This window comes from Amycolatopsis sp. CA-161197 (assembly GCF_050942255.1).
Classification (GTDB): Bacteria; Actinomycetota; Actinomycetes; order Mycobacteriales; family Pseudonocardiaceae; genus Amycolatopsis.
This window is the reverse complement of record NZ_CP192059.1, coordinates 9,435,885-9,456,955: the sequence shown is the minus strand read 5'-3', so window position 1 is coordinate 9,456,955 and position 21,071 is coordinate 9,435,885. Positions and strand designations below refer to the sequence as shown.

Below are 21,071 nucleotides of genomic sequence, written 5' to 3'. Positions count from 1 at the left end.
TTACCCGTTAGAGCTGTGAGATGTCGAGCTTTCCCTCTGAGTAGGACGCGCGGATCCGCTTCTTGTCGAACTTGCCGACGCTGGTCTTGGGCACTTCGTCCACGAAGGTCCAGTTCTCGGGCAGCTGCCACTTCGCGACCTTGTCGGTCAGGTAGTCGCGCAGCTCCTCCGCCGTCACCTTCTGGCCTTCCTTCACCACGACGGCCACCAGCGGGCGCTCGTCCCACTTCTCGTCGGGGATGCCGACCACGGCCGCCTCGGCGACGGCCGGGTGCCCCATGACCTGGTTCTCCAGGTCGACCGACGAGATCCACTCGCCGCCGGACTTGATCACGTCCTTGGCGCGGTCGGTGAGGGTGAGGTAGCCATCGGGGCTGATCTTGCCGACGTCACCCGTGCGCAGCCAGCCGTCGTGGAACTTCTCCGGGTCGATGGCCTCGCCGCCGTAGTAGGCACCGGCGATCCACGGGCCCTGCACCTCGAGCTCGCCCACGGCCTCGTTGTCCCACGGCAGCTCTTCGCCGTCGTCGCCGATGAGCCGCGCGGCCACCGACGCCGGGAACCGGCCCTGCGTGTAGCGGTAGGCCCAGCGCTCCTCGCCGGTCGCGCTGCCCGGCGGACGCGCGACGCTGCCCAGCGGCGAGGTCTCGGTCATGCCCCACGCGTGCAGGATCGGCACGTCGTAGCGCTCCTCGAACGCGTGCATCAGCGAAGGCGGCGCCGCCGACCCGCCGACCACGACCTCGCGCACGTGGGAGATGTCCTGCGGGTTCGCGTCGAGGTGGGCGAGCAGGCCCTGCCAGATCGTCGGCACAGCCGCCGCGAAGGTCGGCTTCTCGGCCGCCAGCATCGCCGAGATCGGCGCCGGCTGCAGGAAGCGGTCGGGCATGAGCAGCGACGCGCCGACCATCATCGCCGCGTACGGCAGGCCCCACGACATCGCGTGGAACATCGGCACGATCGCCAGCGCGGTGTCCTCCTGGGCCAGCCGCATGCTGTCGGTCATGCAGACCTGCATCGAGTGCAGCCAGATCGAGCGGTGCGAGTAAACGACGCCCTTCGGGTCGCCCGTCGTGCCGGACGTGTAGCACATCGCGGCGGCCGAGCGCTCGTCGATCTCGGGCCAGTCGAACTCGCTCGGCTGGGCGGCCAGCAGCTCGTCGTAGGAGTGCACGGTGATGCCGTCGGGCGCCTCCAGCGTCGAGGCGTCGCCATTGGCCACGATCACGTGCTTGACCGTGGTGAAGTGCGGCAGCTGCTTGGCTAGCAGCGGCACGAGGGTGCCGTCGACGATCACCACGTGGTCCTCGGCGTGGTTCGCGACGAAGGTGAGCTGCTCGGGGAACAGGCGGATGTTCAGGGTGTGCAGCACCGCGCCCATGGCCGGCACGGCGAGGTAGGCGGCCAGGTGCTCCGCGTTGTTCCACATGAACGTGCCGACGCGCTGGTCGCCCGTCACGCCGAGGCCGCGCAGCGCGTTGGCCAGGCGGGCGGCGTGCTGCCCGAGCTCGGCATAGGTCTCCCGGCGGGCTTCTGAACCGGTCCAGGTGATGACTTCGCTCCGCGCGTGGACCTTGGTGCCGTGGCGCAGCAGCTTCGCCAGCGAAAGCTGCCCGTCCTGCATCGTGCTCAACATGGGTGAACTCCCGTGGTGCTCGTTCGCCGGTGAACTGGGGTGCCGCCGACTCTAACGGCGGACCGGGCGCCGGGGCATGGTCAACTCGGGCAACCGTTCGGTCACGGCCGTCCCCGTATCGGGTGGCGGCCTCCCGTGGTCGTGATCAACTGTCTACCGGCATTTTCCTTGCAGGGCAACAAAAAATGGCGTCGTAACCGTGTTGAAATAGAGCCTCATTCGGGTGAGGGAATGGTGCCGAAAACGAGGGACGTCTGACGTTTCCGCAGGCTGCGAGGGGTCCCTTCGTGACTTGTCCACCGGGTGGTCGGAGGGTGATAAGTGCGTGTCGGTTGCGCGCTCTTCGAGGGTGTGGCGTTTACTGGGGCCGTGGTAAGAGACGGCTGGCCAGCGCTTGCGCTTGCAAGCATCGGAAAAAAGCCGTCGGCCGCGCAAGCGGAGACCTGAGAGGAAAGGACACTACGTTGGCTCTGCCCACGTTGACTCCGGAGCAGCGCGCCGAGGCCCTCGCCAAGGCGGCAGAGGCTCGTAAGGCGCGTTCGGAGCTGCTCGCGTCGATCAAGTCCGGCACCACGAGCATCGAGAAGGTGCTCAAGCAGGCCAAGGAGAACAAGACCATCGGGAAGACGAAGGTCACCCAGCTGCTCAAGGCCGTCCCCGGCCTGGGCGCGGTCAAGGTCGCCGCGCTGCTCGAGCAGGCGGGGATCGACCCCGACCGCCGGGCCGCGGGCCTCGGCGAGCGCCAGCGCGAAGCTCTGATCGACGCGCTGAAGTAGCACTCCGGGACGACCGCGGGGAAAGTGCGCCGAAGGTGTTCTTCTGGCAACACTTTCCCCGCGGAGCTCCCGGATCCTGGGACGCTGGAGCGGTGACGACCAGTACCGCACCGGCGACCCCGGTCGAGACAACCGTCCGCTACCAGCGCGGCGACTTCCTGTTCGCGACGGCCCGGCGAGCACTCCTCGCCCAGGGTTCGGTCGCCGCCGTGACCGACACGGATCCACGGCGGCTGGCCAGGACCGTGGCCGAAGAGCTGACCAGCTCGGGTGTGCCGCTCGCGGTCGGGGTGCTGCCCTTCGACACCGGCCCGGGCACGACCACGCCGGGTCACCTCGTCCTGCCACGCACGGTCCACCGGGCACAGGCCGAGGGCGAAGGCAGTGCTGTCGCCGCGTCCGAAGACCTGCCCGCCCCGGCGGTCACCCGTGAGGTGCCGTCCGAGGAGGGCCACAAGGCCAACGTGCGGGCCGCCGTGGCGGCCCTGCGCGACCGTGGCCTGCGCAAAGCCGTGCTCGCCCGCGCGCTGGAGCTCGAGTTCGCCGCGCCGGTGCCGGTCGAGAAGATCGTGCGCAACCTGGCCCGCGGCAACCCGCGCCACTTCACCTACGCCGCCGAGCTGCCCGGCGGGCGCACGCTCGTGGGCGCCACGCCCGAGTTGCTGCTCTCCCGCGCCGGCGACTCCGTGTACACGACCCCGCACGCCGGGTCCATGCCGCGCTCGGCGGACCCCGTCGCGGACCGCGCCAACGGCGAGGCCCTCCTGGCGTCCGAGAAGGACCAGGAAGAGCACGCCGTGGTGATCGACTACGTCGTGGAGGCGCTGCGGCCGTTCTGCCGCAAGCTCGACGTGCCGCCGGCCCCGGAGCTCGTGTCGACACCCGCCATCTGGCACCTGCGCACGGCCATCACCGGCGAGCTCGTCGACCGCTCCGTCACCGCCCTCGACCTCGCCGCGGCGCTGCACCCGACGCCCGCCATCTGCGGCACCCCGACCGCCGCCGCGCGTGACCTGGTCCAGGGGCTGGAGCCCTTCGACCGCGGCTACTACGCCGGCACCGTCGGCTGGGTCGACGCGGCGGGCGACGGCGAGTGGGCCGTGGCGATCCGCTGCGCGGAGGTGGCGGACACGTCGATGCGCCTGTACGCGGGCGGCGGCATCGTGCCGGCCTCGGACCCGCAGGCGGAGTTCGACGAGACGATCGCGAAGTTCCGCACCCTGCTGGGCGCGATGGGCCTCGACTAGCCGACCGCCCGCCGTCCCGCCCCGCGCCGCCTGGCGCGGGTGCGCGGGCCGTCAGGGGAGCCAGTGCTCCTCGGTGACCTCCAGCGTCTCCGTGGTGAGGGCCGCGACGGCCGCGCGGTGGCCCTCGGTCGCCTTGAGGTCCGCCAGGCGGGTGCGGGCGGGGTCCAGGGCCGGGTCGCCGGAGGAGACCAGTTCGGCCGGGGCGTCGTAGGGCGAGAACGTGATGCTCTGCAGCGGGATCTTCAGGCCCTTGCCGGTGGCCTTCATGACGGCCTCCTTGCGGGTCCAGTAGACGAAGAAGGCGGCGGATCGCTCCGTCTCCGCCAACCCGGCCACGGCCTGCTGCTCGGCCGGGCTCAACGCATACTCGATGAGCGACTTGTCGGCCCGGCGCGAAGAGGTCTCGACGTCCAGGCCCACCGGCACGCCGTCGGTGGCCGCCACGCCGATGAGCTGGCCCGAGTGCGAGATGGACAGCGTCAGGTCCGAGCCAGGCACGCGGGGTCGGCCGTGGGGCTTGCCGCAGTCCTCACAGGTGGCGTCGAAGACCACGGACTCCACGGGCACGCCCAGGCGTGCCGCGGTGAGCGTTTTCGCCAGCACGCGGCCGGTCAGGAAACGGCGCTTGTCCAGCTCCAGCCGGTAGGCCTCGAAGCGGCCGCGCTCGAGCTCGTCGAGCAGCCGCAGGAATCGGTCTTCCGCTGCCAACGGCTCCGACCACCGGACCACGATCTGCGTCACCTGGCACCCTCCTCGTCCACCCTCGATCTTCCCGGCGCCGAGGCGCGTTGTCACGGTAACCGGCCGGGTACTAGGGGGACCCCGAGACAACGCGGTACCCTCGGGTAAGCAAGCGCTTAGCCGGACGGCTTGGAAAGGGACGACCCGATGGATTTCACCCTGAGCACCGAAGAACGCGAAGTGCGCGACTGGGTGCGCACGTTCGTGCAGCGCGAGCTCGTGCCGCGTGAGCAGGAGGTGCTCCGCCGCGAGCGCGCCGGCCAGCCCGGGGTCACGGCCGAGGAGCTGACCGAGCTGCAGCTCAAGGCCAAGGAATCCGGCTTCTGGGGCGTGCTCACGCCGGAGGAGTACGGCGGCATGGGGCTGTCGGCCGTGATGGCCGCGCTGCTGGAGGCCGAGCTGGGCCGCACCTTCGTGCCGTTCCGCTTCGGCGGCGCCGCGGACAACATCCTGTTCCACGCCAACGAAGAGCAGAAGCAGACCTACCTGCTGCCGACGATCTCCGGCGAACGCAAGTCGTGCTTCGCCATCACCGAACCCGGCGCCGGCTCCGACGCGAAGGCCATCCGCACCACCGCGCGCAAGGACGGCTCCGACTGGATCATCAACGGCGAGAAGACCTTCATCACCGGCGGCAACGAAGCCGACTTCGTGATGGTCTTCGCCATCACCGACCCGGAGAAGGGCGCCAACGGCGGCGTCACCTGCTTCCTCGTCGACCGGGAGATGGGCTGGAAGTCCGAGTACATCGACACGATGGGCGAGTGGGGTCCGGCGGCACTGGTGTTCCAGGACGTGCGCGTGCCCGAAACGCAGATCCTCGGCGAAGAGGGCCGCGGCTTCGAGCTCGCGATGCAGTGGATCGGCCAGGGCCGCTACCTGCTGCCCGCCCGCGCGATCGGTTCGTGCGAGCGCCTGATCTCCATGGCCATCGAGCACGCCAACACGCGCGAGACGTTCGGGCAGAAGATCGCCGAACGCCAGGCGATCCAGTGGATGATCGCCGACTCCGGCGTGGAGCTCGAAGCGTTGCGCTGGCTCGTGCTGCACGCCGCGTGGCAGGTGGACCAGAAGATGGACTCGCGCCACGCGCAGTCGATGGCGAAGCTCTACGGCGGCCAGAAGGCCAACGAGATCGTCGACCGCGTGCTGCAGATCCACGGCGGCATGGGCTACACGCGAGAGCTGCCGGTGGAGCGCTGGTACCGCGAGCTGCGGCTGCTGCGCATCTACGAGGGCACCGACGAGATCCAGCGCCGGACCATCGCGCGCAACCTCCTCAAGGGCCACGTGAAGGTCGGCGGCGCGCTCGGCTGACGCGGTAAGAAACGATGGTGTAAGAAAACCGTGAAGGCCTCGTGGCGGGACGTGTGTCCGGCCACGAGGCCTTCAGTGGGTGAACGGTGTTCTCAGCGAATCACTTGCTGCTGTTGCGGAGGGCGATGGGGACGCCGGCCAGGTCCTCTTCGTTGCAGAGCACCTTCACGTCGTAGTAGGGAGAACCCTGGCGGTCGTCGTAGTCGAGGTGAATCGCCAGCACGTCGAGCGGTTCACCGAGCCACTCCTGAGCTTGACGCAGCCACACGGCACAGCGTTCGAGTGCGGTCGGCAGATCGTCGTCACGGAACTCGACCGGGCGATACGGCACATCCTGTACCTGGTCGCGGGGGTTTGTTGGAGCGGGCAGGCTAGGTGCGAGACCCGAGTCGTCCAGTTCCAGTTGGATCGTTTGCTCAGTCACCCTTCGAGCGTCCCCCACGTTCGCCCAATCAGCAAGGCGTAGGACGCTAAAACCCCGGCTGAACAGGCATGTCCCACACCTGGGCGACCACTTCCAGGCACTGTCGCAGATCGGGAACGGCTACGGCGACGGGGTGACCGAGGGCACCCAGCGCCAGCTCCGCGTAGTGCGTGGCCAGCTCTTCGAGTGGCAACGGCCCCAGCGGTGAGTACCAGCGCGCCACCCCGCTGCACATCTCCAGCAGTGCCAGGCGCGTCACAGCCGGGTGTGCGGTGTGGAACACGCCCGCGGCGACGCCGTCGGAGATCGCCTGCGCCCACAAGTCCTCGTATTCGTCCCGCAGAGCGACGACTCGCGTACGCGCGGCATCCGAAAGCGCGTCGACTTCGTTGTCCACCACGCGGGTTTCGGCGGGCCGCGCGGCGTGCGCGAGCACGTGCAGCGCGACGAGCGAACGCAGGCGCGCCACCGGATCGGCCGCACCGGCGGTGGCCTTGCCCGCCGCGTCGAGCAGCCGCCGTAACGCGGTGGTCATGATCTCGACGAGCAGGTCCTCCTTGGTGCCCATGTAGTGGTACAGGCTCGCTGACGACAGCTCGGCCTCGCTCGCGAGGTCGCGGATGCCCGTGCCGTGGAAACCCTTGGCGGCGAACAGTTTCACGGCCGCCGCGCGCACGCGTTCGCCGCTGCTCACAGCCACGCCCCCGTGGTCCGGTCCCACGAGCCGGCGCGCAGGTCCGCCACCTTCCGCAGCTCGCCCTTCGCGACGCGTTCGGACGGCGTGAGTGGCAGCTCGTCGGCGAAGGTCCAGAAGCGCGGCACCTTGAAGTACGCCAGCTTCCCGGCGCAGAACTCGGCGAGCTCTTCGGGCGTCACCTCGCCTTCGCGGACAACGTAGGCCTTCACCTCTTCGCCGCGCAGCTCGTCGGGCACCGCGAGCACGGCGGCCAGCCGTACGGCGGGGTGCAGCAGCAGGGCGCGTTCCACCTCGTCGGCCGAGACGTTCTCGCCGCTGCGCCGGATCATGTCCTTCGTGCGGCCCACGAAGAACACGCGGCCCTCGGCGTCCATGCGCGCGAGGTCGCCCGTGTGGAACCAGCCGCCGGCGAACGCGCGCGCGGTGGCTTCCGGGTCGTCGTGGTAGCCGTGCATCAGGCCGATGCCGCGGATGAGCAGCTCGCCGGTTTCGCCGCGCGGCAGGGGTTTCCCGTGCTCGTCGGCGATGATCACCTCGCGGTCGCGGCTGGGCCGGCCGATGCAGCCGGTGCCCACGGCGACGTCGTGGTCGGCCTCCGGCACACGGATGTCGCCGCCGGTCTCGGTCATACCGAACGCCTCGTACCACGGCGTGCCCCACCGCTGTTCCAGCTCGGCGTGCAGCTCGCGCGGGATGGCCGACGCGCAGATCGCGCGCACGCGGTGGTCGCGGTCGTCTTCGTGCGGCGGCTGGCGCAGCAGGAGCGTGGGCATGAGGCCGAGGCAGTAGAACCACGTGACGCCGTGCTCGCGCACTTTGGCCCAGAACGTGGACGGGTGGAAGCGGTCGAGCACCACGAGCGTGGCACCGCCCGCGAGTCCCAACGCGACGTTCCACTGTGGATCGATGTAGTGGAACGGCTGGGCGGTCAGGAGGACGTCTTCTTCGCCCACGGCGGGGAAATCCGTGGCGAGGCTGATCGCCAGCGTGGTCCAGTACCGGTGCGGCAGCACGCAACCCTTCGGGGCACCGGTGGTGCCGGAGGTGTACTGGATGTTCACGGGCTGCTCGGCGACAACGTCCGTGGCGGGCCTGGCTTCGGCTGCGCTCAGGTCCGCCGGCGTCAGCACCCGCTCCACGGCGGTGTCCGGCGCGATCTTCTCCAGCAGCTCCACGAACTCGTCGGCCGCCACGGCGAACCGCGCGCCGGAGTGCCTCAGCACGTGGGCACCGTCGAACTCGCGGTAGTTCGTGTTCACCGGCACCAGCGCCGCACCGAGCTTCGCCAGCGCGAGCCACAGCAGCGGGAACTCCGGCTGGTTGCGCAGCATCACGGCCACGCGGTCGCCGGGCCGCACACCCAGCTCGTGCAACGCGGTGGCGAACCGGCCGCTGCGCTCGTCGACGTCGGCGAAGGTGAACTGCTCGCCCGTCGCGTCGAAGACCCACGCCGTGCGCTCCGGCCACAGCTGCGCGGCTCGGTCGAGCAGCGCCACGAGGGTGTCGGCCTGCTGCAGGGGCTTCACGCACGGCTCCGGAATGCCTCGGTGGACTCGCGCACGGCGGCCGAGTGCTCGGTGATCAGCGCGTGGCTGACCTCCAGCTCCAGCGCGGATTCCAGCGCGTGGTCGACGCCGGAGTCGAGCGCCCGCTTGGCCATGGTGGCGGCCTCGGCGGGGTGGTGCGCGATCTTCTCGGCCCAGCCCAGCGCCAGCGTCATGAGCTCCGCGGCGGGCACGGCGGCGTTGACCAGGCCCAGGTCGTGGGCGCGCAGGCCGTCGAAGCGCTCGCCGAGCAGCAGCAGCTCCTTCGCCTTCATCGGGCCGACGAGCAACGGCAGGAGGCGCGAGGCCGCGCCCGTCACGCTCAGGCCGAGCGAGACCTCGGGGAAGCCGAACACGGCGTCGTCGGCGGCCAGCACCAGGTCACACCCGAGCGCGAACTCCGCGCCGGCGCCGAGCGCGTAGCCGTGCACGGCGGCGATCACCGGCTGCGGCAGTGCGCGCAGCCTGCGGGTCACGTCCTGCAGCCGGTCGAGCCGGGCGCGGGAGTCGCCTTCGGGTGCCGGCTCCTTGAGGTCGTGGCCGGCGCAGAAGGCGCGGCCGTTGCCGGACAGCACGACCACCCGCGCGGTGCTGCGCGCGACGTCGTCCAGCGCGGTCAGGAAGTCGTCCACCAGCACGGGCGCCACGGCGTTGAGCCGCTCGGGGCGGTTCAGCCGGATGTGCGCGATGCCGCCCTCGACGGCGAGGTCCACGGTGCTCATGGCAGCGAGCCTAGACGTTCGATCGATCGATCGATAGGGTCGCGTTCATGCGGGTCGACGCGGTGTACGAGAACGCCCGGCTGCTCACCGGGGCCAGCGCCACCGAGGACAGTGCGCTCGCCGTGCTGCACGGCCGGGTGGTGGCGCTGGGTGAAGACGCCTCGGAGCTGTCCGCGCGCCGCCGGATCGACCTCGGCGGCGCGTCCGTCGTGCCCGGGTTCCACGACGCCCACAACCACATGGCGTGGTTCGGCATGGGCCTGGACGACGTTGCGCTGAGTGACTGCCGCAGCGTCGAGGAGGTCTACGACGCCGTGGCGCGGCGGGCCGCCGAGCTGCCCGCCGGCAGCTGGGTCATCGGGAGCGGTTACGACCAGAACAAGCTGGCCGGCGGCACGCACCCCGACCGCCATGGCCTCGACCGCGCCGCGCCCGGGATGCTCGTGCGGCTCAAGCACACGTCCGGGCACATGACCGTGGTCAACTCCGCCGTCCTGCACCAGCTCGACCTCGCGCACGTCCCGGTGGGCGGCGACGTGGTGCTCGACGCCGCCGGGTCGCCGACCGGGTTGTTGCGCGAGCAGGCCCAGCTGCTGCTGCGGCCGCTGACCTACCCGACGCCGATGGAGTCCGTGGTCCGCGGCCTCGACCGCGCGAGTGAGCAGTTCCTGTCCGAGGGCATCACGAGCGTGCAGGAAGCCGGCATCGGCGGTGGGCTCGTCGGGGAGACACCGGCCGAGCTCGCGGCCTACCAGCTGGCGCGCGAACGCGGGGTGCTGCGCGTGCGGAGCACGGTGATGGTGGCCGCGAGCGTGCTCCACGACCTGCCCGACGGCGCCGGGTTCGGCCTCGACCTGGGCCTGCGCACGGGCTTCGGCGACGAGTGGCTGCGCGTCGGCCCGATGAAGCTGTTCGCCGACGGTTCGCTGGTCGGGCGCACCTGCGCGATGCACGAGCCGTTCGCGGGTGAGCCCGACAACCGCGGCTACTTCCAGGTGCCCGAGGACGAGCTGGCCCGCACCATCCGCCTCGCGCACGACGCCGGCTGGCAGATCGCGACGCACGCGATCGGCGACCGGGCCATCACCGTGGTGCTCGACGCGTACGAAGCCGCGTTGGCCGCTTCGCCGCGCGAGGACCACCGGCATCGGATCGAGCACTGCGCCGTGCTGCAGCCGGCGGAGCTGGCTCGGCTGGCTCGGCTGGGCCTGATCGCGTCGCCGCAGGGCCGGTTCGTGAACGAGCTGGGTGACGGCATGCGCGCGGCCCTCGGCGAGGCCCGGGTGCCGTGGTGCTACCGCCTGCGCAGCGTCCTCGACGCCGGCTGCGTGCTGCCCGCGAGCTCCGACCGTCCGGTCGTCGACGGTGCCCCGCTGCTCGGTCTGGCCGACATGGTGCACCGGCGCACTTCGTCGGGCGCGCCGTTCTCGCCCGAGGAAGCGCTCACCCCGCAGGAAGCGCTGCACGCGTACACCTACGGCTCGGCGTACGCGACCTTCGCCGAACACGACCTCGGCACGCTGGAGCCGGGCAAGCTGGCCGACTTCGTGGTGCTTTCGGGTGATCCACTGTCCACTGTGGATGATCTCCGCGTGCTCGCCACGGCCGTGGGCGGCGAACTGCGCTACGAGGCATCGTGACCTATCGCTCGCCGACGAACGCACACGCTTCGCGCGCCAGCGCGGGCCAGTCGAGCGACGACTCCTCGGCGAGCGCGAACCACTCCTTCATCGGCGTGCCCTTGTTCGCGTCGAACCGCACGCCGTGGCCCTCGGCGACCAGCGCGTCGACTCGGGCCTTCGGTAGCTTCACCACGAGGTGCCCGCGGACGAGCATGGCGAAGATGCGGTTGTCCACGCGCAGGGCACTCGAACCGAACCCGCTTCCGGGCCGCGGCGGCTCGACGCCTTCGGCGTCTTCGCCGCCCAGCAGCTCGTCGATCAGGTCCTCGAACCGGTCTTCGGGGCTCATGTCCGCACCGTAACCGCCACCACCGACAAGAACCGACAAGATTGGGGCTCACCGCATGCCCGTCCGCGACGCCGTCTTCGAAGACGCCGAAGAGATCTGCGCGCTCATCGAAGAGCACGCCGTGTACGAGGAGAAGCACGACCTGAAGCTCGACCGCGCCGAGATGAGCGGCTACCTGTTCGGGCCCGAGCCCAAGGCGTGGGTCGTGCTCGCGACGCCGCCGGACCGCCCGGACGTGGTCGCGGGCTTCGCGTTCTGCAGCTGGAACTTCTCCACGTGGGAAGCGCGGCCGGGGATCTGGCTCGACGACCTGTTCATCCGCCCCGAACACCGCCGGCACGGGCTGGGCCGCGAGCTGCTCGACGAGCTGCGGTCGCGCACCACCGGCCGCGTCGAGTGGGACATGCAGGCGGGCAACGAGAAGGGCGAGGCGTTCTACGCACAGCTCGGTGCGGAGCCTGTGCCGGGCTGGATCCGGTACCGCTGGCGGCCGTGATCGCCGCTGCCCGGATCATGCCGGCCCGGCCCGAGTCGTTCAGCGTTGAACCACATTCGGGCGCCCCCACGGCGTCCGGACGGTGAGGGGTGAGCCCGTATCGTATGCGGTATGGAAGATGGTTCCGTCCGGAGGTCGTCGTCGGTCGAGGACTACGTGCGCGTGATCTACGGGCTCGTCGAACGCGGTGAGTCCGTGACCAACGCGACTCTGGCGGGACGGCTGGAGGTGAGCCCTTCGTCGGCGTCGGGCATGGTCACGAAGCTTTCGCAGCTCGGGCTGGTCGCCCACGTGCCCTACCGGGGCATCGAGCTGACCGCCGAGGGGCGGCTGCTGGCACGCTCGGTGCTGCGCCGGCACCGGCTGATCGAGACCTATCTCGTCTCCGAGCTGGGCTACACCTGGGACGAGGTCCACTCGGAGGCCGACGCACTGGAGCACGCCGTGTCCGACCGGCTGGTCGAGCGCATCGCCGCGAAGCTCGGCAACCCCCTGCGCGACCCGCACGGCGACCCCATCCCGGCCCCCGACGGCAGCGTCGAAGAGGTGCCGATGCGCATCCTGGACGACCTGCCGCCCGGCGCCGTCGGCGAGATCGTGCGCGTGTGGGACACGGACCCGGAGCTGCTGCGCTACCTCACCGAACACGCCATCGGCCTGGGCGAGCGCATCGAGGTCGTGGAGCGCCAGCCGTTCGGCGGCCCGATGGTCGTGAAGGTGGGCCAGCCACCGGACGCCGCGACGCACGCGATCGGCAAGGAGATCGCGCAAGCGCTGTCTGTCGCCGTGCGCTGAGCTGTTCCGAGCCGAGCGCAGGGCCCACCCTCCCAGGGGGCCGCCCAAGATCCATTCTACCGGCGTGCACCGACAAAACCCGGTGCTCACCTGAGTTGTCCACAGGCAACTGGGATCGCCGTTTCCGCGCTGAGCGAACCTGCGCTGTGCGATCCGGCGCTGTGCGATCCGGCGCTGAGCGAACCTGCGCCGTGCGAACCTGCGCCGTGCGAACCTGCGCTGAGCGGGCCGGCGCTGAGCGAACTTACGCCGTGCGAGCCTGCGCGGCGCGGACCTGCGCCGAGCGACCTTGCGCTGATGGGCGTACGTGGCGGTGTCGCTCCTCGGCGGATGTGGGCTACGCCCGCCGGAGCCGACGATGGGCGCCATGACCACCAAACCGTTCCGCTTCGGGATCGTCGCCGGGTACGCGCCCGACCTCAAGGCCTGGACCGACCGGGCCCGCCGGGTCGAGGAGCTCGGCCTCGACACCCTGCTCGCCACCGACCCCGTCGGCGACGCCGACCCGCTCACGCTCGTGCCCGCGGCCGCCGCCGTCACCAGCCGCCTCACGCTGGGCACCTTCGTGCTCGCCGACCCGTTCCGCGACGTCCGCCAGCTCGGCTGGCAGGTGTCCACGTTGCACCGCGTGACGGGCGGCCGTTTCGAGCTCGGCCTGGGCGTCGGCCGGCCTGGGGCCGATGCGTTCGCCCGGCGCCTGGGCCGGGAGTTCGCGGCACCGGGTGAGCGCATCGCTCGCCTGGCCGACACCATCGCGTTCCTCAAGGAGACGCCCGAGCGGCCGCGCCTGCTGCTCGCCGGCGGCGGCCCGAAGATGCTCGCGCTCGCCGCGCGCGAGGCGGATGTGATCACTCTGTCGTGGGCACCCCGGACGACGGAATCCGAAGCCGACTCTATTGTGGACAACCTCCGCGAAATGGCGGGCACGCGATTCGCCGACATCGAACTTTCCGTGAACTTGATTGCCGTCGGAAATGCGCCGGCACCGCAGATCGCGAAGTACACCGGTGTGGATGTTCCCGACCTCGCCGCCGCCGGCGCAGTCACGGTTCTGCCGGAAAACCCGGCTGCAGCACAGGAAACTCTTCTCCGGTGGCGCGAACGGTGGGGGATTTCCTACGTCACCGTCAATTCGGGCTACGCGGAAACCCTTGCGGAGATCGCTCGTTCTCTCCCCGCAGGCGGGTGAGTGCCCTTCCGATCATGCGGACTCCGGCCTACGCTCCGAGGTTTCGGGAAGCGACATGGTTCGGAGCGTGTGCGATGACCGGTCAGCGAACGTCGACGATGGACAGGGCGGAAACGGCGGAACGGGATCTCGGGCGTTTGCTCGAGGCCGGCCCGTTCGCGGACGCCCTGCGGGCGGCAATCAGGGCGAGGGGGCTAGGACTGGACAGGATCAGATATCGCTTGCGTGGCAGGGGAACTTCCCTGAGTCTCGCGACATTGAGCCACTGGCAGTCGGGCAGGTGCCGCCCGGAGCGGCCCGAATCGTTGCAGGCCCTAAGGAATTTGGAAGACATCTTGGGTGTCCCGCCGAATTCCTTGCGGCGCCTTCTCGGTCCTTCGCGCTCACGCGCTCAGCACCGATAACGCGTTGTGTTGTTTGCCTCGGCTCCGCCGAGGCGTGCGAGATCGCCGTTGAGCCGGCTCCTGGATCGAACGGCCGGATCGGCCTCGCGGCCGATCGCGCCGCCCCCTCCGGAAACCGGCGCGATCTCGCGTCGGGGCTGGGTTTTGATGGCTTGGGCAGGGCGGAATCGCGCGGCTGGAGCTACCGAGCAGGGCTCGAGCGCGTAGCCGATCGGGGTTGAGCGACTTGGGCGGCGCGCGAGTGCGCGGCTTGGCCAGGTTGTTTGCCTCGGGCAGGGCGGGATAGCGCGGTCCACCTGGGTTGAGCGGCTGGGCAGTGTGTGAGTGCGTGGCCGATCCGGGTTGAGTGCCTTGAGCGGGCCGCGAGTGTGCGGGTTGGCGAGGTTGTTTGTCTCGGGCAGGGCGGGAAAAGCGTGGTCCACCTGGGTTGAGCGGCTGGGCAGGGTGCGAGTGCGTAGCCGATCCGGGGCGAGGGGCAAGCCGGAACGCTGCGAGTGTGCGGTCTGGCCAAAGTTGTCTGCCCCGGGCAGGGCGGGAAAGCGCTGCCCACCTGGGTTCGAGCAGCGTGGGCAGGGTGCGAGTTCGTAGCCGACCCGGGTCTAGTGACTTGAGCGGGCCGCGAGTGTGCGGCTTGGCCAGGTTGTTTGCCTCGGGCAGGGCGGGAAAGCGCTGCCCACCTGGGTTCGAGCAGCGTGGGCAGGGTGCGAGTTCGTAGCCGACCCGGGTCTAGTGACTTGAGCGGGCCGCGTGTGTGCGGCTTGGCCAGGTTGTTTGCCTCGGGCAGGGCGGGAAAGCGCTGCCCACCCGGGTCGAGCAGCGTGGGCAAGGCGCGAGGGTGAAGCCGACCCGGGCCGAGGGGCGAGCCGGAACGCCGTGAGTGTGTGCGGCGCCGATCTCTACGATCGGTCCCATGCGTGCCGTGGTGATCGAGGAGTTCGGGGTAGTTCCCCAGGTGGTCGAGGTGCCCGATCCGGTGGTGCCGCCCGGTGGGGTGGTGATCGCGGTGGAGGCCACGGGGGTGTGTCGCAGTGATTGGCACACGTGGCAGGGCCACGACGAGGCCGTGAAGCTGCCGCACGTGGCCGGCCATGAGCTGGCGGGGCGGATCGCGGCGGTCGGGGCGGGTGTGCGCGGCTGGGAGGTCGGCGCGCGGGTGACCGTGCCGTTCGTGTGCGCGTGCGGGCGTTGTGCGCAGTGTGCGCGCGGTGACCAGCAGATCTGCGACGACGAGTTCCAGCCGGGCGCCACCCATTGGGGGTCGTTCGCGGAGCTCGTGGCGATCGAGCACGCGCAGGCCAATCTCGTGGCGCTGCCGGACGCGATGTCGGCAGCGGAGGCCGCGGCGCTCGGCTGCCGCTTCGGCACGGCGTTCCGCGCGGTGCTGCGGCAGGGCGGCGTGCGTGCCGGCCAGTGGGTTTCGGTCTACGGCTGCGGCGGCGTCGGGATCTCCGCGGTGCTGCTGGCCGCGGCGGCGGGCGCGAAGGTCGTGGCGGTGGACGTCTCGCCGGCCGCGCGGGCGCTCGCCGAGCGGTCGGGCGCGGTGCTGAGCGTGGACGCGGGCGCGTTCGACGGGCCGGAAGCGGTCGCGGAGCACGTCCGGTCGCTGACCGGCGGCGGCACCCACGTGTCGCTCGACTGCCTGGGCTCGCCGGCCACGTGCGCCGCGTCGGTCGGCAGCCTGCGCAAACGCGGTCGCCACGTGCAGGCGGGCCTGATGCCGCCCGCGCAGGGCGTCGCGCCGATCCCGATGCACCGCGTGATCGGCGGCGAGCTGGAGATCGTGGGCATCCACGGCCTGCAGGCCCACGAGTACCCGGAGCTGCTGAGCGTGGTCGAGCGGTCGGGCATCGACCTCGCGGGCCTGATCGGCACGCGGATCGGCCTCGACGACGTGCCGGCAGCCCTGGCCGCGATGAACGACCCCGTGCCCGCGCGGGCCGGGGTCACCGTGGTCGAGATCAAGGAGGTCGAGCTCGGGTGACGCAGCGTGATGAGCCTCGGCTGTCGCGTCACGTGTCCATCTTGTAGCTGATCGACACCTGGTCTGTGACACTCGAGTGTGGGAGTGTCAAAGCGGCGGTTACGGCGAGGGGTGCCGCCGCAGGAGCGCCCGGCCAGACCCTTCGGGTGGCTCCTGCGGTCTGCCGAACCCCGCCGGTGCGGTGCGACAATCGCCTGCGATGGAACTGCTGCCACGTCCCCGTGTCGAACTCGCGCCTGGCGCGGTCCACGTCCCCGACTGGCTCGACCTCGACGAACAGCGCTCGCTCGTCGAGGCCTGCCGCGGCTGGCGCGGCTACCGCCAGACCCGCCTGCCCAGCGGCGGCGTGATGTCGGTGCGCATGGTCTGCCTCGGCTGGCACTGGCTCCCGTACCGCTACTCCCGCACCCGCGAGGACGGCTCGCCGGTGGAACCGTTCCCGGCGTGGCTCGGCGAACTCGGCCGGCGTGCGGTGGCCGAGGCGTACGGCGACGGCACCGGTTACGACCCCGACGTCGCCCTCGTGAACTACTACGACGCCACGGCCAAAATGGGCCAGCACCAGGACAAGGACGAGCGCTCCCTCGAGCCCGTCGTGTCCCTGAGCCTCGGCGACACGTGCGTCTTCCGCTTCGGCAACACCGAGAACCGCAACCGCCCGTACACGGACCTCGAGCTGCGCTCCGGCGATCTGTTCGTCTTCGGCGGCCCCTCGCGCCTGGCGTACCACGGCGTGCCGCGCACCCTGCCCGGCACGGCCGACCCGGCATTGGGCCTGACCGGGCGGCTCAACCTGACGTTGCGGGTGTCGGGCTTGTGACGTCCAGCGCGAACCGCACCCGCTGACCGGGCCGCAGCTGCGCGGCCACGTCGAGGTCGGGTTCGCACACCACGGCGGGCACGGGATAACCGCCGGTCACGGGGTGGTCGGCGAGGAACAGGATCGGCACCCCCGACGGCGGCACCTGCAGCGCGCCCGGCACGGCGGCTTCCGGAGGGAGCTCGCCCGAACGCGCGCGATCGAGCGGCGGCCCGTCGAGCCGGACGCCGACGCGGTCGAGGTCGGCGGTCACCGTGTATGCGGAAGTGACCAAAGTGGACAGTGCGGTCCGCGTGAACCAGTCGAGCCGCGGGCCCGGGGTGACGCGCAGGACCGGCTCTTCCGGAAGCCGGGCCAGCGGAGCCAGGTCGACGACCGGCTGCCCGGCGACGACATCGCCCACCGGCAGCGTCATCCCCGGCGCGAGCGGCGGCGGCCCGAGCCCACCCATGGTGTCCGTGGCCCGCGCCCCGAGCACCGGCCGCACGTCGAACCCGCCGCGGATGGCGACGTAGCACCGCAGGCCCCGCGTGGCCGTGCCCAGCACGAGCTCGTCGCCGGCCCGCAGCGCGAGGGGTCCGTTCGGCGCGGCCGCCCGCTGCCCCGCCCGCACGTCCACCTCGGCTCCGGTCACAGCGACCAAAGCGGCTTCGGAGACCCGCAGCCGCAGCCCGCCGAGCGTCACCTCCAGCGCCGCGTGCGTCTCGGGATTGCCGACCAGCCGGTTCGCCAGCCGCAGCGACGAACGGTCCGCCGCCCCGGACCGCCCGACACCGACGGCGGCGAGCCGGGCCGGCCCAGGTCCTGAACGCTCGCGAACGGACCGGTCGCGAGCACTTCCACCTTCCCGGTCATCACACCGCCTCGAACCGCACGCGCGTGCCCGGCGTGAGCCGGTTGGGCGGGTCGAGCTCGACCTCCCACATCGACAACGATGTCGTCCCGACCAGGTGCCAGCCGCCGGGGGACGGGCGCGGATAAACGGCCGAGTACTCGCCCGCGATGGCGACCGAACCGGCGGGCACGCGGGTGCGCGGCACCGAACGCCGCGGCAGGTGCAACGCGGGATCCAGGCCCGTCAAGTAGGCGAAACCCGGCGCGAAGCCACAGAACGACACCACGTACGAAGCCGAGCTGTGCAACGACACGACCTCGCGCACCGACAACCCGGAAGCCTCCGCGACGTCCGCGAGATCCGCCCCGTCGTACCGCACCGGCACGGTAACCGAGTCCGAAGCGCCGCCGACAACATCCACAGTGGACATCGAAGACAACAACCGCGTCAACGAACCCACCTCCACCACCGCGGGATCGAACCGCACCAACAGCGTCCGAGCTGCTGGTACCAGCTCCACCACCCCGGTCGGCAGGTCCGCAGCCAACGCGGCCTGCAACCCGAGCACGTCCTGAGACTCGACGAGAACCGCGGACCCGCCGTAGGGCAACACGGCCATCACACGAACGACTCCACCGTGATCCCCGCCTCGGTCAGTGAAGCCCGGATCTGCCGCGCGAGGTCGACGGCCCCAGGCGTATCACCGTGCACGCACAGGGAAACGGCCCGCAGGTCGAGCTTCCCGCCGTCCACGTCGATCACCGAGCCCGTCGTCGCCATGGCCGTGGCGCGCGCGGCGACCTCGTCGGCGTCGTGGAGCACCGCGCCCGGCAGCTTGCGTGACACGAGCCGGCCCTCCGGGGTGTACGCCCGGTCCGCGAACGCCTCCGCATACCCCGTGACCCCGGCCGCCGAAGCCGCGCGCAGCATCTCCGAGTCCGGCGGGCACAACAGCGCCAGCCCGGTCCCGAACTGCCGCACGCCCTCCACGAGCGCCGCCGCCTGCGCCGGATCCACCGCCGCCGTGTTGTACAGCGCCCCGTGCGCCTTCACGTACTTCACCGAAGATCCCGCCGCCCGGGCGAACGCGTCCAACGCGCCGATTTGGTACAGCACGTCGTCCGTGAGATCCGCCGGTGAGATGTCGAGGGCCCGCCGGCCGAAGCCGGCGAGGTCGCGGTAGCCCACGTGCGCCCCGATCGTCACACCGCGCTCGGCCGCGCGGGCGCACACCCGCCGCATCACGCCGGGGTCGCCCGCGTGGAAGCCGCACGCGATGTTCGCGCTGGTCACGATGTCGAGCATCGCCTCGTCGTCGCCCATCCGCCACGCGCCGAAGCCTTCGCCGAGGTCGCTGTTCAGATCCATGTCACTCCCGTCTCGCGCTGGTCCGTCAAGAACATGTACCCCGGCGCGTGCGTGATGGCGAACGGCGGCCGCGAAGCCATCACCGCCGCCTGCGGGGTGACGCCGCAGGCCCAGAACACCGGCACGTCGCCGGGTTCCAGGTCCACGGCGTCGCCGAAGTCGGGCCGCGCCAGGTCCGTGATGCCCAGCGCCGCCGGGTCGCCGACGTGCACCGGGGCGCCGGGCAGCGAGGGCGACGCCGACGTGATCCGCACGGCGTCGTCGAGCAGCTCGGCCGGGACCGGCCGCATCGTCACCACCAGCGACCCGTGCAGCCGCCCGGCGGGCGTGCACGGCCGGTCGGTCACGTACATTGCCACTCCGCGCCCCTGCGTCAGGTTCCGCAGGGGCACCCCGCCCGCGACCAGCGGCGCCTCGAACGAATAGGTGCAGCCGATCGAGAACGCCACCATGTCGCTGCGCCACAGGCCGGTCGCGTCGGTGACCTCGCCGGTCAGCACCCCGTTGTGCCACACGCGGTAGCGGGGCAGATCGGTGCGCAGGTCGGCGCCGGGCGCGAGCCGCGAGCTCGGGTCGCCGGGCCGGCTGACGTCGAGCACCGGGCACGCGCGCGGGTTGCGCGCGCAGAACAGCAGCACGTCGTCGGCCCAGTCCTGCGGCACGGCGACCAGGTTGGCCTGCGCGTAGCCGGCCGCCCAGCCCTCGGTGCGCCGCTCGGTGCCCGCGCGGAAGAGCGCGCGGGCCTCGGCGGGCGTCAGCGTGGCGGGGTCGCGGAAGGTGGTCACGACCCGATCCCGGTCAATTCCCGGCCACGGGTTTCGGGCAGGCCCAGCAACGCGAGCGCGGCGATGGCGTACCCGACGGCACCGAGCGCGATCGCGCCGCCCGCGCCCATGAACCCGACCACCGCGGGGAACGCGGCACCCACCGCACGCCCGAAGTTGTACGTGAAGCCCTGGCCCGTCGCCCGCACCTCGGTCGGGTACAGCTCCGCGAGGTACGCGCCGAAGCCGCTGAAGATCGCCGAGGTCGAGAAGCCCAGTGGGAAGCTGATCAGCAGCATGAGCCCGTTGGCGCCGTAGGGCAGCTGCACGAACAGCACGATCAGCACCGCCGACAGCACGGAGAACAGCAGGAAGGTTCGCTTGCGCCCCAACAGATCCGTGAGGTATCCGCCGCAGACGTAGCCGATGAACGCGCCGGGGATCAGCAGCGCGAAGTACGCACCGGTGCCGACTACGGACAGGCCGCGGGCAGTCTTGAGGTACTGGGGCATCCAGGTGAACAGCGTGTAGTACCCGCCCTGCACACCGGTCGCGAGCAGCGCCGCGAAGAGCGTGGTGCGCAGCAGACCGGGGCGGAAGATGCCCGCGAGCGAACCCTTCGACTTGGTCTTCAATGTCTTCAGGCGCCGGTCGGTCACGTGCTCGGCGTCGGCCACCCGGCGGCGCACCCACAGCACGAGCAGCGCCGGCAGCACGCCGACCCAGAACAGCACGCGCCACGCGACGGCGTCGTCGAGCACGCTGAACAGCACCGTGTAGACGATCACCAGCAGGCCCCAGCCCACGGCCCACGCGCTCTGCACGAACGCGACGGTCCGGCCGCGGTAGCGCGCGGAGCAGTACTCGGCGACCAGCGCCGCGCCGACGGCCCACTCGCCGCCGAAACCGCGGCCCTGCAGGCCGCGGAACACCAGCAGCGTCTCGAAGTTCGGTGCGAAACCGCAGAGCACCGTGAAGACCGTGTACAGCGCGATGGTCAGCTGCAGCGTGCGGACGCGGCCGATGCGGTCGGCCAGCACGCCGGCGCCGATGCCGCCGATCGCGGAGACGACCAGCGTGGTCGTGCTGAGCAGGCCGGCCTCGCCGGACGAGATGCCGAAGTAGGCCGTGATCGCGGCCAGGCCGAACGGCAGGGTCTGGTAGTCGAAGGAGTCGAGCCCGTAACCGCCGAAGGCGGCGAAGAAGCCGCGCTTGCCCTTCGGCCCGAGGGAGCGGAACCACTCGAACGGCCGGGCCGCACTCGTGGTGCCTGCTGTCACGTTCGTGTTCATGGGTACCTCGCAGGGAGAGTTCTCATAGTGGCACGAGTCACATGGCCGTCAC

The 21,071-nt window shown here is 71.1% G+C and carries 21 protein-coding genes and 2 pseudogenes; 11 read left to right on the top strand and 12 right to left on the bottom strand.

The annotated features are described in order from the left end of the window. Positions 1 to 7 precede the first annotated feature (7 nt). Positions 8 to 1,636 carry a long-chain fatty acid--CoA ligase gene (locus tag ACQPXB_RS44870; RefSeq protein WP_432848067.1) on the bottom strand — a complete coding sequence of 543 codons (1,629 nt, stop codon included), beginning with the start codon at positions 1,634 to 1,636 and terminating at the stop codon, positions 8 to 10. A gap of 464 nt (positions 1,637 to 2,100) precedes the next feature. Between ACQPXB_RS44870 and mihF the strand changes: the two genes are divergently transcribed. Then, positions 2,101 to 2,412: an integration host factor, actinobacterial type gene (gene mihF / locus ACQPXB_RS44865; protein WP_204093133.1), complete on the top strand. Its 312-nt coding sequence runs from the start codon at positions 2,101 to 2,103 to the stop codon at positions 2,410 to 2,412. Between the two features lie 92 nt (positions 2,413 to 2,504). Next, complete coding sequence (locus ACQPXB_RS44860) at positions 2,505 to 3,659, top strand: isochorismate synthase (protein ID WP_432848066.1); 1,155 nt, start codon at positions 2,505 to 2,507, stop codon at positions 3,657 to 3,659. Positions 3,660 to 3,710: 51 nt separating this feature from the next. Here ACQPXB_RS44860 and ACQPXB_RS44855 read toward each other — a convergent pair whose 3' ends face one another. Continuing rightward, positions 3,711 to 4,400, bottom strand: coding sequence for a 4'-phosphopantetheinyl transferase family protein (locus ACQPXB_RS44855; protein ID WP_366584262.1), 690 nt, complete (start codon positions 4,398 to 4,400; stop codon positions 3,711 to 3,713). A gap of 147 nt (positions 4,401 to 4,547) precedes the next feature. Here ACQPXB_RS44855 and ACQPXB_RS44850 point away from each other — a divergent pair, with 147 nt between their 5' ends. Further along, on the top strand, positions 4,548 to 5,717 hold the full coding sequence (locus ACQPXB_RS44850) for an acyl-CoA dehydrogenase family protein (protein WP_366584263.1): 1,170 nt from the start codon (positions 4,548 to 4,550) through the stop codon (positions 5,715 to 5,717). Between the two features lie 100 nt (positions 5,718 to 5,817). On the opposite strand, the gene ACQPXB_RS44845 is transcribed toward ACQPXB_RS44850, so the two are convergent. The 4 genes from ACQPXB_RS44845 to ACQPXB_RS44830 are packed head-to-tail and all read right to left on the bottom strand — an operon-like array spanning position 5,818 to position 9,104. After that, positions 5,818 to 6,141 carry a hypothetical protein gene (locus tag ACQPXB_RS44845; protein ID WP_220244539.1) on the bottom strand — a complete coding sequence of 108 codons (324 nt, stop codon included), beginning with the start codon at positions 6,139 to 6,141 and terminating at the stop codon, positions 5,818 to 5,820. A gap of 46 nt (positions 6,142 to 6,187) precedes the next feature. Next, positions 6,188 to 6,835, bottom strand: a complete 648-nt coding sequence (locus tag ACQPXB_RS44840) for a TetR/AcrR family transcriptional regulator (protein ID WP_366584354.1) — start codon at positions 6,833 to 6,835, stop codon at positions 6,188 to 6,190. Then, complete coding sequence (locus ACQPXB_RS44835; protein WP_432848063.1) at positions 6,832 to 8,364, bottom strand: ATP-dependent acyl-CoA ligase; 1,533 nt, start codon at positions 8,362 to 8,364, stop codon at positions 6,832 to 6,834. Before ACQPXB_RS44835 ends, ACQPXB_RS44840 begins: the two co-directional genes overlap by 4 nt. Then, positions 8,361 to 9,104, bottom strand: coding sequence for an enoyl-CoA hydratase/isomerase family protein (locus ACQPXB_RS44830; protein ID WP_432848061.1), 744 nt, complete (start codon positions 9,102 to 9,104; stop codon positions 8,361 to 8,363). Before ACQPXB_RS44830 ends, ACQPXB_RS44835 begins: the two co-directional genes overlap by 4 nt. 47 nt (positions 9,105 to 9,151) lie before the next feature. Here ACQPXB_RS44830 and ACQPXB_RS44825 point away from each other — a divergent pair, with 47 nt between their 5' ends. Continuing rightward, positions 9,152 to 10,744 (top strand): amidohydrolase, encoded by a 1,593-nt coding sequence (locus tag ACQPXB_RS44825; protein WP_432848059.1) that lies wholly within the window; start codon positions 9,152 to 9,154, stop codon positions 10,742 to 10,744. A 1-nt stretch (position 10,745) separates the two neighbouring features. Here ACQPXB_RS44825 and ACQPXB_RS44820 read toward each other — a convergent pair whose 3' ends face one another. Further along, positions 10,746 to 11,075: a hypothetical protein gene (locus ACQPXB_RS44820; protein WP_432848057.1), complete on the bottom strand. Its 330-nt coding sequence runs from the start codon at positions 11,073 to 11,075 to the stop codon at positions 10,746 to 10,748. 55 nt (positions 11,076 to 11,130) lie between these two features. Between ACQPXB_RS44820 and ACQPXB_RS44815 the strand changes: the two genes are divergently transcribed. The 7 genes and pseudogenes from ACQPXB_RS44815 (at position 11,131) to ACQPXB_RS44785 (ending at position 16,760) form a co-directional block, all read left to right on the top strand. Next, a complete protein-coding gene (locus ACQPXB_RS44815; RefSeq protein WP_386950966.1) occupies positions 11,131 to 11,571 on the top strand; it encodes a GNAT family N-acetyltransferase in 441 nt (146 codons plus the stop codon). Between the two features lie 111 nt (positions 11,572 to 11,682). After that, the gene (locus tag ACQPXB_RS44810; protein ID WP_366584269.1) at positions 11,683 to 12,366 is read left to right on the top strand and encodes a metal-dependent transcriptional regulator; all 684 of its coding nucleotides are present in this window, start codon (positions 11,683 to 11,685) and stop codon (positions 12,364 to 12,366) included. Between the two features lie 184 nt (positions 12,367 to 12,550). Continuing rightward, positions 12,551 to 12,664 (top strand): annotated as a pseudogene (locus tag ACQPXB_RS44805) (pentapeptide repeat-containing protein). Between the two features lie 69 nt (positions 12,665 to 12,733). Beyond that, positions 12,734 to 13,555 (top strand): LLM class flavin-dependent oxidoreductase, encoded by an 822-nt coding sequence (locus ACQPXB_RS44800; protein ID WP_432848055.1) that lies wholly within the window; start codon positions 12,734 to 12,736, stop codon positions 13,553 to 13,555. Positions 13,556 to 13,629: 74 nt separating this feature from the next. Then, positions 13,630 to 13,959: a transcriptional regulator gene (locus ACQPXB_RS44795; RefSeq protein WP_354874815.1), complete on the top strand. Its 330-nt coding sequence runs from the start codon at positions 13,630 to 13,632 to the stop codon at positions 13,957 to 13,959. A 910-nt stretch (positions 13,960 to 14,869) separates the two neighbouring features. Then, complete coding sequence (locus ACQPXB_RS44790) at positions 14,870 to 15,940, top strand: alcohol dehydrogenase catalytic domain-containing protein (RefSeq protein WP_432848053.1); 1,071 nt, start codon at positions 14,870 to 14,872, stop codon at positions 15,938 to 15,940. Positions 15,941 to 16,139: 199 nt separating this feature from the next. Beyond that, positions 16,140 to 16,760: an alpha-ketoglutarate-dependent dioxygenase AlkB family protein gene (locus tag ACQPXB_RS44785; RefSeq protein ID WP_432848051.1), complete on the top strand. Its 621-nt coding sequence runs from the start codon at positions 16,140 to 16,142 to the stop codon at positions 16,758 to 16,760. On the opposite strand, the pseudogene ACQPXB_RS44780 reads toward ACQPXB_RS44785, so the two are convergent. From ACQPXB_RS44780 to ACQPXB_RS44760, 5 genes and pseudogenes are all read right to left on the bottom strand, one after another. Next, a pseudogene (locus ACQPXB_RS44780) lies at positions 16,729 to 17,615 on the bottom strand (biotin-dependent carboxyltransferase family protein). The gene ACQPXB_RS44785 and the pseudogene ACQPXB_RS44780 sit on opposite strands and share 32 nt — an antisense overlap. Next, on the bottom strand, positions 17,615 to 18,214 hold the full coding sequence (pxpB, locus tag ACQPXB_RS44775) for a 5-oxoprolinase subunit PxpB (RefSeq protein ID WP_432848050.1): 600 nt from the start codon (positions 18,212 to 18,214) through the stop codon (positions 17,615 to 17,617). The pseudogene ACQPXB_RS44780 and the gene pxpB overlap by 1 nt, the downstream one beginning before the upstream one ends. Next, the gene (locus tag ACQPXB_RS44770) at positions 18,214 to 18,963 is read right to left on the bottom strand and encodes a LamB/YcsF family protein (RefSeq protein ID WP_432848049.1); all 750 of its coding nucleotides are present in this window, start codon (positions 18,961 to 18,963) and stop codon (positions 18,214 to 18,216) included. Before ACQPXB_RS44770 ends, pxpB begins: the two co-directional genes overlap by 1 nt. Then, complete coding sequence (locus tag ACQPXB_RS44765) at positions 18,954 to 19,721, bottom strand: putative hydro-lyase (RefSeq protein WP_432857080.1); 768 nt, start codon at positions 19,719 to 19,721, stop codon at positions 18,954 to 18,956. The genes ACQPXB_RS44770 and ACQPXB_RS44765 overlap by 10 nt, the downstream gene beginning before the upstream one ends. 23 nt (positions 19,722 to 19,744) lie before the next feature. Beyond that, entirely contained in the window at positions 19,745 to 21,019 is a 1,275-nt protein-coding gene (locus ACQPXB_RS44760) for an MFS transporter (protein WP_432848047.1), read from the bottom strand. Positions 21,020 to 21,071 lie beyond the last annotated feature (52 nt).

Excerpts from the sequence above, each read along its gene's own strand:
- ACQPXB_RS44870 (WP_432848067.1), bottom strand. The coding sequence starts at position 1,636 with ATGTTGAGCACGATGCAGGACGGGCAGCTTTCGCTGGCGAAGCTGCTG.
- ACQPXB_RS44850 (WP_366584263.1), top strand. The coding sequence starts at position 4,548 with ATGGATTTCACCCTGAGCACCGAAGAACGCGAAGTGCGCGACTGGGTG.
- ACQPXB_RS44830 (WP_432848061.1), bottom strand. The coding sequence starts at position 9,104 with ATGAGCACCGTGGACCTCGCCGTCGAGGGCGGCATCGCGCACATCCGG.
- ACQPXB_RS44825 (WP_432848059.1), top strand. The coding sequence starts at position 9,152 with ATGCGGGTCGACGCGGTGTACGAGAACGCCCGGCTGCTCACCGGGGCC.
- ACQPXB_RS44820 (WP_432848057.1), bottom strand. The coding sequence starts at position 11,075 with ATGAGCCCCGAAGACCGGTTCGAGGACCTGATCGACGAGCTGCTGGGC.
- ACQPXB_RS44815 (WP_386950966.1), top strand. The coding sequence starts at position 11,131 with ATGCCCGTCCGCGACGCCGTCTTCGAAGACGCCGAAGAGATCTGCGCG.
- ACQPXB_RS44810 (WP_366584269.1), top strand. The coding sequence starts at position 11,683 with ATGGAAGATGGTTCCGTCCGGAGGTCGTCGTCGGTCGAGGACTACGTG.
- ACQPXB_RS44800 (WP_432848055.1), top strand. The coding sequence starts at position 12,734 with ATGACCACCAAACCGTTCCGCTTCGGGATCGTCGCCGGGTACGCGCCC.
- ACQPXB_RS44795 (WP_354874815.1), top strand. The coding sequence starts at position 13,630 with ATGACCGGTCAGCGAACGTCGACGATGGACAGGGCGGAAACGGCGGAA.
- ACQPXB_RS44790 (WP_432848053.1), top strand. The coding sequence starts at position 14,870 with ATGCGTGCCGTGGTGATCGAGGAGTTCGGGGTAGTTCCCCAGGTGGTC.
- ACQPXB_RS44785 (WP_432848051.1), top strand. The coding sequence starts at position 16,140 with ATGGAACTGCTGCCACGTCCCCGTGTCGAACTCGCGCCTGGCGCGGTC.
- pxpB (WP_432848050.1), bottom strand. The coding sequence starts at position 18,214 with ATGGCCGTGTTGCCCTACGGCGGGTCCGCGGTTCTCGTCGAGTCTCAG.
- ACQPXB_RS44770 (WP_432848049.1), bottom strand. The coding sequence starts at position 18,963 with ATGGATCTGAACAGCGACCTCGGCGAAGGCTTCGGCGCGTGGCGGATG.
- ACQPXB_RS44760 (WP_432848047.1), bottom strand. The coding sequence starts at position 21,019 with ATGAACACGAACGTGACAGCAGGCACCACGAGTGCGGCCCGGCCGTTC.